Annotated in this window: 14 protein-coding genes; 5 read left to right on the forward strand and 9 right to left on the reverse strand. The window is 57.7% G+C overall.

What is annotated here, in order from left to right; genetic code table 11:
* Positions 1–169 precede the first annotated feature (169 nt).
* The 7 genes from BMW84_RS13775 to BMW84_RS13805 all read right to left on the reverse strand — a co-directional run bounded on the left by BMW84_RS13775 (position 170) and on the right by BMW84_RS13805 (position 4,871).
* A complete protein-coding gene (locus BMW84_RS13775; protein WP_091069343.1) occupies positions 170–400 on the reverse strand; it encodes a hypothetical protein in 231 nt (76 codons plus the stop codon).
* Between the two features lie 393 nt (positions 401–793).
* Positions 794–1,849 carry a tRNA (adenosine(37)-N6)-threonylcarbamoyltransferase complex transferase subunit TsaD gene (tsaD, locus tag BMW84_RS13780; RefSeq protein ID WP_091069345.1) on the reverse strand — a complete coding sequence of 352 codons (1,056 nt, stop codon included), beginning with the start codon at positions 1,847–1,849 and terminating at the stop codon, positions 794–796.
* Positions 1,846–2,370 carry a ribosomal protein S18-alanine N-acetyltransferase gene (gene rimI / locus BMW84_RS13785; protein WP_091069347.1) on the reverse strand — a complete coding sequence of 175 codons (525 nt, stop codon included), beginning with the start codon at positions 2,368–2,370 and terminating at the stop codon, positions 1,846–1,848. The genes tsaD and rimI overlap by 4 nt, the downstream gene beginning before the upstream one ends.
* Entirely contained in the window at positions 2,367–3,173 is an 807-nt protein-coding gene (tsaB, locus tag BMW84_RS13790; RefSeq protein ID WP_091069349.1) for a tRNA (adenosine(37)-N6)-threonylcarbamoyltransferase complex dimerization subunit type 1 TsaB, read from the reverse strand. Before tsaB ends, rimI begins: the two co-directional genes overlap by 4 nt.
* On the reverse strand, positions 3,157–3,615 hold the full coding sequence (gene tsaE, locus BMW84_RS13795) for a tRNA (adenosine(37)-N6)-threonylcarbamoyltransferase complex ATPase subunit type 1 TsaE (RefSeq protein WP_254773001.1): 459 nt from the start codon (positions 3,613–3,615) through the stop codon (positions 3,157–3,159). Before tsaE ends, tsaB begins: the two co-directional genes overlap by 17 nt.
* 848 nt (positions 3,616–4,463) lie before the next feature.
* The gene (locus BMW84_RS13800; RefSeq protein ID WP_091069353.1) at positions 4,464–4,643 is read right to left on the reverse strand and encodes an H-type small acid-soluble spore protein; all 180 of its coding nucleotides are present in this window, start codon (positions 4,641–4,643) and stop codon (positions 4,464–4,466) included.
* Positions 4,644–4,685: 42 nt separating this feature from the next.
* Positions 4,686–4,871, reverse strand: coding sequence for a hypothetical protein (locus tag BMW84_RS13805; RefSeq protein ID WP_091069355.1), 186 nt, complete (start codon positions 4,869–4,871; stop codon positions 4,686–4,688).
* A 131-nt stretch (positions 4,872–5,002) separates the two neighbouring features.
* Between BMW84_RS13805 and BMW84_RS13810 the strand changes: the two genes are divergently transcribed.
* The 3 genes from BMW84_RS13810 to ligD are packed head-to-tail and all read left to right on the forward strand — an operon-like array spanning position 5,003 to position 7,818.
* The gene (locus tag BMW84_RS13810; RefSeq protein WP_091069358.1) at positions 5,003–5,965 is read left to right on the forward strand and encodes a non-homologous end joining protein Ku; all 963 of its coding nucleotides are present in this window, start codon (positions 5,003–5,005) and stop codon (positions 5,963–5,965) included.
* Between the two features lie 11 nt (positions 5,966–5,976).
* Positions 5,977–6,930 (forward strand): ATP-dependent DNA ligase, encoded by a 954-nt coding sequence (locus BMW84_RS13815; RefSeq protein ID WP_091069359.1) that lies wholly within the window; start codon positions 5,977–5,979, stop codon positions 6,928–6,930.
* Between the two features lie 3 nt (positions 6,931–6,933).
* Positions 6,934–7,818 (forward strand): non-homologous end-joining DNA ligase, encoded by an 885-nt coding sequence (gene ligD / locus BMW84_RS13820; protein ID WP_091069362.1) that lies wholly within the window; start codon positions 6,934–6,936, stop codon positions 7,816–7,818.
* Positions 7,819–7,965: 147 nt separating this feature from the next.
* Here the strand turns inward: ligD and BMW84_RS13825 are convergent, their stop codons facing one another.
* On the reverse strand, positions 7,966–8,856 hold the full coding sequence (locus tag BMW84_RS13825; RefSeq protein ID WP_254773002.1) for a YitT family protein: 891 nt from the start codon (positions 8,854–8,856) through the stop codon (positions 7,966–7,968).
* A gap of 197 nt (positions 8,857–9,053) precedes the next feature.
* Complete coding sequence (cls, locus tag BMW84_RS13830; protein WP_091069366.1) at positions 9,054–10,484, reverse strand: cardiolipin synthase; 1,431 nt, start codon at positions 10,482–10,484, stop codon at positions 9,054–9,056.
* A 169-nt stretch (positions 10,485–10,653) separates the two neighbouring features.
* Between cls and BMW84_RS13835 the strand changes: the two genes are divergently transcribed.
* Together BMW84_RS13835 and BMW84_RS13840 are read left to right on the forward strand one after the other, a co-directional pair.
* Positions 10,654–11,811 (forward strand): M23 family metallopeptidase, encoded by a 1,158-nt coding sequence (locus tag BMW84_RS13835; RefSeq protein ID WP_091069368.1) that lies wholly within the window; start codon positions 10,654–10,656, stop codon positions 11,809–11,811.
* A 41-nt stretch (positions 11,812–11,852) separates the two neighbouring features.
* Positions 11,853–12,302: a bactofilin family protein gene (locus tag BMW84_RS13840; RefSeq protein WP_091069371.1), complete on the forward strand. Its 450-nt coding sequence runs from the start codon at positions 11,853–11,855 to the stop codon at positions 12,300–12,302.
* The last annotated feature ends 7 nt before the right edge of the window (positions 12,303–12,309 follow it).

Consider the following 12,309-nt stretch of genomic DNA (forward strand, 5'->3'; position numbering starts at 1 on the left):
CTGCTGCCGGCAGCGTCCCCCTAAACAATCCTCGCAAAGCGGCGCGCATGCTGTTGAGCCATGCCGATACTGTGCGTGAGCCTCCTAACATCCAATCTTTATTCCTGCAAACGCAAAAAACCCGCCGTCTCCGGAAGAGACGACGGGTTGCCCCACCGCGGTACCACTCTCATTGGCGCTTGAGGCTGCCTACCGGCATACCCTCTGCTGCGCCCAGCTTATCCGCCGCCCTGCCGCCGGTTTGGCCGAACCGGTAACAGGGCGATGAAGTCCGATAACGGGGACCTGCCGTAACGGCGTACGCTGCTTCGCTTTCCGCCGCTCCGCTCCCGGGCGAGTTCAATGCCTGTGCTGGCGTCTGCGTCGCACCTTCCCGCAGCTCTCTGTTCGCCCCCGGCATTTACTGCTCCCGTTCTTCACGAGTCATGTTTTGATCTCAGCTAAAATGATGGAGACGCAAAAAAGCCCGTCGTCTCCTGCAAGAGACGACGGGCCGAATGACCGCCGCGGTACCACTCTTGTTGATCTTCTCCTCAGGCATTACATTCGCCCGAAGCCCAAAGACCCACCTCAATGCCCGATCACGGAGGCTACCCGTACACGATGTACATCGCGCTGCCGCCCGCATTAGGCGCCGCCCGCTTCCACCGTTCCGCTCATGGACGAGTTCAGGACTCCATCGGCTGCGTCGCACCCACCCGCAGCTCTCTTGACCCGGAGCTTCCCTACTGCTTCCCTTCATTGCGTTTCACTTTATAATTGGGAACATTATACCCATCGCCCATCCGGGATGTCAATAGGCGGGTTCCCTGACCGACCAATTCTCCAGCGAAAGCCCCGGATCGGCGACCAGGTCCAGCGGAGCGCCGCCGTCATGCCGCCATTTGACATCGGCGGCCGCCGCGATCATCGCCGCATTGTCTGTGCAGTAGACCGGAGGCGGAATGATCAGCTTGATGCCCTCTTCCGCGCAGCGGCGGATCAGCACCTCGCGCAGCCCTTTATTCGCGGCTACGCCGCCGCTCAGAAGCAGCTGTCTAGCGTCATTAGCTTTGGCCGCGCGGACCGCCTTCTCCACCAGCACCTCGACGACCGATTCCTGGAAGCCGCGGGCAATGCCGGCCACATCGGGCTCGAGCCCCTTCATCTTGCTCTGGTTAACGACATTCAGTACGGCCGATTTGAGGCCGCTGAAGCTGAAATCGTATGAGCCCGGCTCCAGCCAGACTCGCGGCAGCGGCACCGCTTCCTCCGCTTCGCGCGCAAGCTTGTCCACATGCGGGCCACCCGGATACGGAAACCCAAGCGCACGGGCTACCTTGTCATAAGCCTCGCCAACGGCGTCATCCCGCGTGCGGCCAATGATACGGAAGCTGCCCTCCCGCTCCAGCAGCACCAGCTCGGTGTGGCCGCCGGAAACGACCAGTGTCATACAGGGATACTGCAGCTCCTCAACGAGACGGTTGGCATATATATGCCCGGCGATATGATGCGTGCCGATGAGCGGCTTGTCCCAAGCCAGCGCCAGTCCTTTGGCCGCTACGACGCCGACGAGCAGCGCGCCGACCAGCCCCGGGCCTTGCGTCACGGCGACGGCCGTCAGCTCAGCCGGCTTGACCTTCGCCTCGGCGAGCGCTTCCTCGACAATTCGAGTGATGACTTCCACATGCTTGCGGGAAGCCACCTCCGGCACGACGCCGCCAAAGGCGCGATGCGTTTCGATCTGGCTGGACACGATGTTGGACAGCACTTCGGTTCCGCCTTTGACGACGGCAACCGAGGTTTCGTCGCAGCTGGTTTCAATGGCTAATATCAATGCGGGCGCAGCCGCGCCCGTTAACTTCGTCATGGGTAATCCACTCTTCCTTCCATCACTCCCGGCTCCTCATAAGCCGGCAAATCCGCCCACATAATGAGCGCGTCCTCCCGGTTGTCCGAATAATAGCCCCGGCGGGTGCCGGCGGGCCGGAATCCTTTTTTGCGGTACAGATTCTGTGCTACCTCGTTCGAGACCCGGACCTCCAGCGTAATGGACTTCATTCCGACCTGTACCGCCGTTTTCATCAGCTCGTCCATCAGTCGCTCGCCCCATTTGCGCCCGCGGAACATTTGCAGCAGCGCGATGTTGGTGACATGCGCTTCATCGACGATCGCCCACATCCCCGCATAACCGATAATGCGCCCGTCCAGCTCCATCACCATATATTTGGCAAAATGGTTATGGGTCAGCTCATTGCGGAACGCCTCCGCCGTCCACGGCATCGTAAACGCCTCATGCTCAATCTCCATCACTTCCGGGATGTCCTGAAGTTTCATCGGCCGGAAAATCAGCCGCGATTCCTGCTCTTTGTATGACTCCGCTTCGCTCATGGCTGATTCAGGCTCCCTTCCCGGCTCCGGCGGAGATTGGCTTCTGCTTCGGAGAGCTGGGTATAGTTCGGAATTAAATCATGCGCGTCATCCGCAGCACGATAAATGCCGCTCGCCCCCAAAAGTCCAACCCAGCGGCCCTCCAGTTCGTAAGGAGCGACTGCCACCTCGGTTTCGAGGAACAGAGGCTCCAGCACTTCGTTCCTTCCGTGCAGCGACGTCTCCCCGACAAACCGGATGATCCCGGGCTTTTGGCCTTCGGTTTCGGCTTCCGCGATCCGCTGCTTCAGCTCCAGCACCCAATCGGCCATGAGCCGGATGCCGTCCGCCGCCAGGCGGCGGGGCGGCGCCGATCTTTCCGCAGCGTATACGGCGGTATAAGCCTGCCCCCGGCGTGCGTCGATCAGCGGCACGATCCATTCCGTTTCCGGTCTTGCACTATCGCGCTCGGCTGATGCCGCTTGGTACCCGCCCCAAGCCAAGGCATGCAGGCTGGAGATGCCGATGACCGGGACGTTCCAGGCCCAGGCCAGCGTTTTGGCGGCCGTCACCGCGATGCGGGTACCGGTATAGGAGCCCGGACCGATGCCTACGGCAATGCCCTCCAGCCGGTCCGGCGCCGTCTCGGACGCCCGCAGCGCTTCCTGTATAATCGGCAGCAGATGCACCGAGTGATTCCGTTCGCCTGTCGCGTTGATCTCGCGGATCAATTCTCCCTGTTCGGTAATGGCGACCCCGAGCACGGCCGTCGATGTATCCAGCGCCAAAAGCCGCTTGCGCGGCCCGTTATTTTTCATGTTCATCCTGATTTCCCCATTTCGTCTGAAGGGCCTGGCATACCTCGCCGTACCGCTCCCCGATTCCCGTCACCGTAATGAGCCGTTCATCCGGCCCCGTCGTTTCGATGCCGATCTGCAGCCGCTCCTGCGGCAGCAAATCCTCGATTATGCTGCTCCATTCCACCAAACTGACGCCTTGCCCGTAAAAATATTCATCCAGCCCAAGCTCGTCCGCTTCCGCCAAAGAAATACGGTAAACGTCCATATGGTACAGCGGCAAGCGGCCTTCATATTCCTTTATGATCGTAAACGTAGGGCTGCTGACAATCCCAGCCACGCCCAAATGGCGGGCGTAACTCTGGGAGAATGCCGTTTTCCCCGCGCCAAGGTCGCCGTCCAGGCCGATGACCATGCCGCCGAAGGAAAGTCCGGCAAGCGCTTCTGCAAGCCGCTGCGTATCTTGCAAGCCGAAGGAACGGTAGGTGAACACCGTTTCCGAGTAATTATTCAAACCGCAACTACCACCCTTTTTCATGTCTTTTACCGGGATTAACAATACTTTTAATTATATCGGCATGACAGTTGCGCCGCAACAGCAGAGGGAACCGCAGTTCAAAGTTACGGCACAGGGACACCGCTCGAGCAACGCCAACTTCAGTCCGCAGAGGGGGAGAACTCCCGGTCTTCTTCCCAACTGTACAGCAACGGATGATCCCGTAACGGACACAGGAGCCGATACTTCTCGAAAAATACTGCTTTCTGCGACCTTGCGGACCTGCGGATCTGCGAACCTGAGGGCTGTTATTCCCTCCAAAACGTCTGGATTATCGCGGTACACTTGCAATGTTTCTGACATCAATCTCGTCACCACATGGTTACACGCAGCACGCCGGATACCTCCCAATCCTCCTACGCTCTTAACGGACATGGGAGCCGTTATTTCGCCCAAAACGCGTAATAAATGGAACTAACGGACCTGAGAGACGCTATTTCCTTGCAGAGGGCTGATTTCAAGCGTTATGGAAGGCATTAACGGCTTTGATGTCCGTTAGACTGGGAAATAGGCCTATTTCCTGCAAATAGCGACGCTCATGTCCGTTAGAACACGAAGCCGGGGTCAAGCCGCAAATCAGGGCGGCATTAAACCTCACCGGGTCAGCCAATCGCGCCCCCTATTTTCCTGAGACAAAAAAAGCCCGGCGGTTTCCCGCCCAGGCCATTTTTGCTATATTTGCAGTTCAGCCGTCCTCCGACTCTCGTGCGTGTATCCGGCTTGGTCTTTGATAGCCGCCCGATGCGAGCGGTATTTTCCGGTTAGCCTTCCTCCAGCCGCTCGACGCCCACTGTATGCGTATTGGTCGGCCGCGAGCCTACCTGTACGGTAGCCATCTTATTGGCTTCGTCCACATGCTCGATCCAGACCGGCTCGCCGTCCAAATGAACGGCAATCGTTTCTTTCGAAGTGTAAATATCTTTTGCGCGTTTCACGTCCACCTTATCGTTGCTCCCTTCCAATTTAGTCGGCGGCCAGCGCCGTTACTCGATTTCCGGCAGCGACGATTCGATCGTCGCTTCGGCATCCAGCCGCTGCGCTTCAGCAGCATCCTCTGTCTCGTTCTCCGGCCGGGCCGTAATGCTGGCCCAATCTACCGCCTCCGCCGGAATGTCCTGCTCGGAGAGGGCATCCAGCGCGTCGGAAATGGCATGCTCGTCTTCTCTCACGTCTGCGCCTCCATTTGCTTATTGTGCAGCGGTTTTATTTTTTCCCATTCCAAACAAATAATGCGGCAGGCTAGAAGTCGCCCTTCCAACCCATACTAAACCAAAGCACTTATCGTCAGGAGGCGAACGCCATGCATACGGTCTGGAAGGGAGCGATCAGCTTCGGGCTGGTCCATGTTCCCGTCAAAATGTTCTCCGCTACGGAGGACAAGGATATCTCGCTGCGTTACATCCATAAGGAATGCGGCAGCCCGCTGTCGTACGTCCGCAAATGTCCGGTATGCGACAAGGAGGTCGCGTGGGAGGAAATCGGCAAAGGCTACGAATATGAAAAAGGCAAATTCGTGCTGTTCGACAAGGACGAGCTGGAGCAATTGACCGAGGAAAGCAGCAAAAATATAACGATTCTCGATTTTGTGGATTTGCAGGAGATCGACCCGATCTACTTCCAAAAGACGTATTACCTGTCACCCGATCAGGCCGGGTCAAACGCCTACCGGCTGCTGATGGAGGCCATGCGCCAAACGGGTAAAATCGGCATCGCCAAAATCTCCATCCGCTCCAAGAGCAGCCTTGCCGCCATCCGCGTGCTGGCTGACTGCCTGGCCATCGAAACGATCTTCTATCCGGACGAAGTCCGGCCGGTCTCCCAGGTTCCCGGCTTGCCGGAACCGGGAGCCGTGAACGACAAGGAGCTGGAGATGGCCAAGCTGCTGATCTCCCAGCTGTCCACACCGTTCGAGCCGGCCAAATACACGGATGATTACCGGCAGCGGATGCTGGATCTGATCTCCCACAAAATCGCCGGCGAGGAGTTCCACATCGCCCCGGCGAAGCAGGAGAGCAGCGTCATCGATCTAATGGCGGCGCTGCAGGCCAGCATCGAGGCAGTCCAGCACATTCCCGCCGATCCCGGCACCGCTCCCGCCGCCGCGAAGCCAGCGGCGAAACGCAAAGCCGGCACTAAAGCCAAGACGGCTGCACCGGATGTACCTGCCGGAACGGCGGTCATGAACGAGGCCACCGGCCCGATTCCGGTCATTGTGCCGAAGCGCAAACGGACAAGCGCCAAAACGAAAGATACGGTTTCGTAAGGGACCCGGCGATGAAACTGAAGCCGCTTGTTCCCTTTGAACCCGTACTGGCGACCGGACTGCCGGCAGGGGACCCGTGGATCGCCCAGCTCAAATGGGACGGCGTAAGAATGTTGTCTTATTTCGACGGCAGCGAAGCCGCGCTGGTGAACCGGCGGGGCAATCCCCGTACGCTACAGTACCCTGAGCTGGCAAAGCCTGCAAGCTACTGCCGGGCCCAATCCTGCATTCTGGACGGCGAAATTATTGCCCTTGAAAGCGGGAAGCCGTCCTTTCACGAGATCATGCGCCGGGACAGTCTGAAGATAGAGTCCGCCATCCGGGCCACGGCTCCGCGCATTCCCGTTTTGTATATGGTGTTCGATATCCTGTATTGCGACGGGGTATGGCTGCTCGATCAGCCGCTGTCCGTACGCCAGCAAATGCTCGGCGAACACCTGCTTCCGCATCCGCATGTGCAGAACGTACCGAGCTATACGAATCCCGCAGAATTGTTCGCTGCGGCGCAAAAGGCCGGCCTTGAAGGCATCGTGTGCAAAGATACCGGCAGTACGTATACTCCCGGAGGCAAAGACAAGCGTTGGCAGAAACGCAAAAACATCCTTGATGTAACCGCAGTCGCCGGCGGTGTTACCTTCCGCGACGGCATCGTTAATGCTCTGCTGTTCGGCCTGTACGATGGGGCGGGCCGCCTGCATTATATCGGCCATGCCGGAGCAGGAAAGCTGACCGTCCAGGACTGGCGGGCGCTGACCGAAGAAGCGCGCCGTCTGGCGATCGGGCAGATGCCGTTCGTAAATACGCCGGAACGCAGCAAGGATGCGTTATGGATCGCGCCGGAGCTGGTATTCAAGCTCCACTTTCTGGAATGGAACCCGTCGGGAACTTTACGCCAGCCCGTCATTCAAGCACAGGTCAATCAATCGCCGAAGCAATGCCTGCTCGAAGCACGCGAAAGGGGGTAAGCCATGCCGACGACCGTAAAAGGCAGTATTGTCGTTGCCGGCCGGGAACTGGACATCACCAATCCGGACAAGCCGTTATGGCCGGAAGCCGGCATTACGAAGCGCATTTATTTGCAAAAGCTTGCCGCGCTCTCCCCTTATCTGCTGCGGTATTGCCGTGACCGCCTGCTAACGGTGATCCGTTATCCGCACGGCGTCTCCGGGATGTCCTTCTACCAGAAAAACGCGCCCCAGCCGCTGCCGGATTTTGTCCGCACCGCCGTGCATGACGGAATTACCTACATTGTGCTGGAGGGGCTGCCGGAGCTGCTGTGGCTGGGCAATCTGGCCGCATTGGAGTTCCATCCCTCCCTGCATTATGTCGGCAGCGAGCTCCCCTGCGAATGGATGATCGATCTGGATCCTTCCCTGGAAGTGGAGCCGCGGATCATGGAGGCCGCCTATCTCGTGGGCGAAGTGTTAAAATCGCTGGGCCTTGCCTCCGTGCCCAAAACTTCCGGCGCCACCGGGGTGCAGATCATCGTCCCTGTCCGATCGGGCGTAACTTTTGAGGATCTGCGCAAAGTCGGGCATCTGGTCGGCCGTTATGTTACCGAGAAACATCCGCAGCTGTTTACGCTGGAGCGGCTCAAGAAAAACCGCGGCGATAAAATCTACTTCGACTACCTGCAGCATTACGGCGGCAAAACACTGGCCGCGCCTTACACGCCGCGCGCGCGTCCGCTGGCGACAGTCTCCACGCCGCTGCTGTGGGAAGAGGTATCGCGGAATGTCTCGCCCACCGATTTCCATCTTCTCAACATTGAGAAGCGCCTGGAGACGCTGGGCGATCTGATCGCTGCCGTTCCGCCCCAGCCGGTCGAAGAGATCGTATCCCGGCTGCGGTAAGTTACGCGGACTCCCCCTATTCTGCCCTGAAATGCAATAAACCCGCATGCCGGCTTCGGCTGCGGGTTTATTGCGTGGTTAATGATTCTTCTTCCGTAAAAATACCTTCCTTCATCCACGCCGCCCGTAGCTTTGTGAGGGCAGCTGCTAATGGATTGCTTTTTTCTTAAAGCGTCCGCCTTTGACATCATGGATGTTGCCGATAGCGACAAATGCTTCAGAATCCCAATCCTCGACAATAGACTTAAGTTTGGCTTCCTCCAAACGGGTGATGACGACGAAAATCACCTTTTTGTTATCGCCGGAAAAACCGCCTTCGCCATCCAGATACGTTACACCGCGTCCCAGACGCTCCGTCAATGCTTCGCCGATATCGCGGAATTTATCGCTGATGATCCAGACCGATTTCGATTGGTCCAGACCTTCCAAAGTTACGTCGATCACTTTAAAAGCAATGTAGTAGGCAATCAGGGAGAACATCGCATTGTTCCAGCCGAAGACGAAACCTGCGCTGGAGAGAATGAACAGGTTGCAGAACATCACAACTTCGCCGACGGAAAACGGCATCCGTTTGGCTACAATGATCGCAACGATTTCCGTTCCGTCCAGCGAGCCGCCATACCGGACGACCAGACCGACGCCGACGCCGAGAATGACCCCGCCGAAGACGGCCGCAAGCAGCGGTTCCCCGGTCATCGGAGCTACCGGATGCAGAAGCTGCGTACCGATGGACATCAGGATAACGGCGAACAAAGTGGATAAGGCAAAGGTTTTACCGATTTGTTTGTAACCGATAATGAGAAACGGGAGGTTCAGCAAGGTCAAGAGAATACCGAGGGGAATGCCAAAAATATGGGACAGCATAATCGAAATGCCGGTGATGCCGCCGTCGATCAGATGATTGGGGACTAGGAAAATTTCAAGGGCGACCGACATCATAGCAGCGCCGATAATCAGCATTACGATGCGCTGGGCCAGCCTTGCAGCCCTGACGTTGGCGGGAATTTGCGGCTTCTTCTGCTCATCGTTCGTCAACATTTGTTCCATTACAGTCATAGAACTCCCCCTTATGAATATTGGATGAATCAAGATTAATGAATGCTGCTCGCCTGCGAGCTTATTTAATCTTATTCTCTATACCCTATATTATAGCATAAAAGAGAGCTAAAGAGCGCTAAAACGTGACTTGAACATATTCAGCGCTCTGAAATAGAAGGATTAACCCGCTTTTTTCGTCATAAAAGGGGCGATAAGAGCTGACAAAGACTTTGGATGAGCTTGACTTTCCTGCCTCGCTGTTTAAATATTTGCGGGTCGATCCACTCGCTGTCGCCGAGGTCCCGTTCGAAGGCAGCGGCGAGACCTTTGACGGTATCTGGGGAAAACAGCAGCGCCGTCAATTCAAAGTTCGAATAGAAGCTGCGCATGTCCAGATTGGCACTGCCGACTGCGGCGAACAGCCCGTCCACGATCATCACCTTGGCATGCATAAAGCCGGCCGTATAGCGGTAAAACTTCACTCCGGCATCCTGCAGGTTATCCAGATACGCCAGCGAAGCCTGATAAACCAGCGGATTATCCGGCTTGGCCGGAATCAGGATCCGCACGTCTGCTCCTTTCATAACCGCATTTTTCAGTGCCCGGCTGATCGCCGGATCGGGAATAAAATACGGAGTCGTCATCCACAGCCTCTCCTTGGCCTCGCTGATGGCCGTAAAGAACATTTCCTGGCTGGCGTCGATCGCCCCTTCCGGACCTCCGGCGACGACTAGCACTTCTTCCTGCTCCTTGCAGTCATGCGCAGGAAAAAATCGCGGATGGCTCATGCAATCGCCTGCCGCCAGGCGCCAGTCTTTGATGAAGATATACTGCAGATGGTAAACGCTGTCGCCTTCAAGCTGCAGATGGGTATCCCGCCATGGACCGATCTTCGGATCTATGCCCAAATACTCGTCCCCGATATTGAGTCCCCCGGTAAATCCGACTTTACCGTCGACCACAAGGATTTTCCGGTGATTGCGGAAATTAAAGCGCCGCTCCAGCAGCGCCAGCAGCGGCGGAAGAAACAGGTGAACCTCCGCGCCGGCCTGCCGCAGCGGCTGCAGAAATTTTCGTCCCAGCCCATGGCTGCCAAGCCCGTCGCAGAGCAGTCTGACCCTGACGCCCTGGCGGGCTTTGCGGATCAAGGCATCCCGGAACTTCAAGCCGGTTGCGTCCGCGCGGAAGATATAAAACTCCATATGTATCGTCTCATGCGCCGCTTCGATCGCTTCCAGCATGGCGGCATACGCCTCCTGCGCGCTGCCGAGCACCCGGCTGCGATTCCGGGCAGTGACGGCGCTTCCGGACAAACCGGTCAACAGGCGGAGCAGTTCTCCCCGCGCGGCCATTGGACGGTTCAGGCTGTCCGAAGCCTCCTTTATCGGCGTGATCTTCCCGGCTACGTGGGAGCGGATTTCGCGGAGCAGCGGCGCTCCCCGGCGCCGGATCCGCCGGTTATGCCAATACGCGGCGCCTAGAAAATAATAAAACGCCAGTCCGAGCGGAGGGCAGCAGAACGAAAGAAACAGCCAGGCCAGCGCCCGTTCCGGACGGCGGTATTCCAGAAGCAGAATCGCCAGCAGCTGCGCGATAAACAGGGATAATATCAAAATTGCGGTGATCATTTGCTCCCCCCTCGCCAAATCAAATGCAGACTATTACAGGTTTTGCCCGAACGCATCCACTTTATTCAGGCAGCGGTAGTCATGTTGGGCCAAGGCATGGAATACATAGAATAGTAGGACACTTGCCGGAGAGTAAAAGGCGGCCGTCCGGCCGCAGAAAGGAGAAGCTATGAAACGTCAGCCGGATCATAACCGGATTACATTGCTTGTCGTCCGCGATGCCGGGCGGCCCGTTCGGCAGCTCCAGCTATCCAAACCGATGGCCCTTGCGCTGCCGGCGGCAGCCGCCCTCTCCATTTCCAGCCTCGTCACCTCCATGCATTATCATGCTTCCCGCTCGATCGCCGATCTCGAAGCGGAGGCGGCTGCGCTGTCCCTGACCAATATGCAGATGGAAATCAAGGTGGCCGACAAAGAGCAGACCTTACAGCAGCTCCGCAGTCAGGTGACGGAATTATCGGAGGAAGCCGAGAACATTAAAGACAAGCTGAAAAACGTCAATGAGCTGGAGGCCAAGCTGCAATCTTTAATCGATCAGGAGCAGGAAGGCAGCAGCAAAGGCTCGGACAGCGACAGCGATACTACGGCCCTCCAGGTCCCGGACGGCTCTGGCACCGTCTCGGCTGCCACACTTGCAATGAGTCCTGTTATCCAGTCCTCTGCCCTATCCGCCGTGCCCGCCATTCAATTCAGGCTCGGCCCGGTTTCCGCAGCGGTGGAGCATAATGTCACCCCGCAGGTGGGCGGCGAGTATGTCGCCGTTTACGAGCCACTGGAGCAGGCGCGGGAGACGAAAGACGATTTCGAGGACATCAACCGCATGCTTGACGAGATGGTAAGCAGCATCACGACCACAATCACCGAAGCCGAACAGGCCAACCGCCTGGAAGCCAGCCTGGCGGCCAAAAAAGCGCAGGCCGAAAAAGCGCGCCTGGCACCGGCGGTCATCTGGCCGACCAACTCCAGGGTCATCACCTCCAGCTTCGGTTACCGCACCGACCCGTTCAACGGTACCTCGGCCTATCATTCGGGCATCGACATCGCCGGCAAGATCGGAGATCCGGTGTACGCGGCCATGGACGGCGTCATCGTGGCTGCGGACCAGATGAGCGCCAGAGGCAAATATATCATCATCCAGCATAAAAACGGCCTGCAAACCTGGTACATGCATCTGAATAAGATGATCGTTACCGCCGGCGATACCGTAAAAAAAGGCGAGCAAATCGGCCTGCTGGGCAATACCGGCCGCAGCACCGGCCCTCATCTCCATTTTCAGGTACTCAAAAACGACCAGGCGGTCAACCCGCTGGCCTATACCAAACCCTAAACGGCCGGCCCCGGCCGGCTGAAATATCAGGAGGGATTCACATGTGGTTTTCGAAAAAGCAGCAGCCGGCACACCGCTCAACGGACTCCTTGATTGGGCATGGCGGCTCGCTCGAAGGAAAAGTGCAGTGCGATACGAATCTGCGGATTGAAGGCAATTTCAACGGGGAGATTCTCTGCCTCGGCGTCGTCACGGTCGGAGAGCATGGCGTCGTCCACTCCAGCATCCAAGCCCAGGAGATCATCATCGCGGGCAAGGTCTACGGCAATGTAACCGCAGACCGCAGGTTGACGATGACCGGAGGGAGCCAGCTCCACGGCAACATTTCAGCGTCATCGCTGAACATTATGGAAGGCAGCATCCTTAACGGTTCCGTCGTGATGCACGAAAAGCCCGCCGAAGCGCCGGCGGGCGGGAAATCGAACGTTGGCTCTGCAGACAAGGCGGCCAAGCGGGCCGCGAAATCGAAGAGTACGCTGGAAGCGGGCTGAAGCGGGA

It is taken from the genome of Paenibacillus sp. NFR01, assembly GCF_900111565.1.
Lineage (GTDB): Bacteria > Bacillota > Bacilli > Paenibacillales > Paenibacillaceae > Paenibacillus_AQ.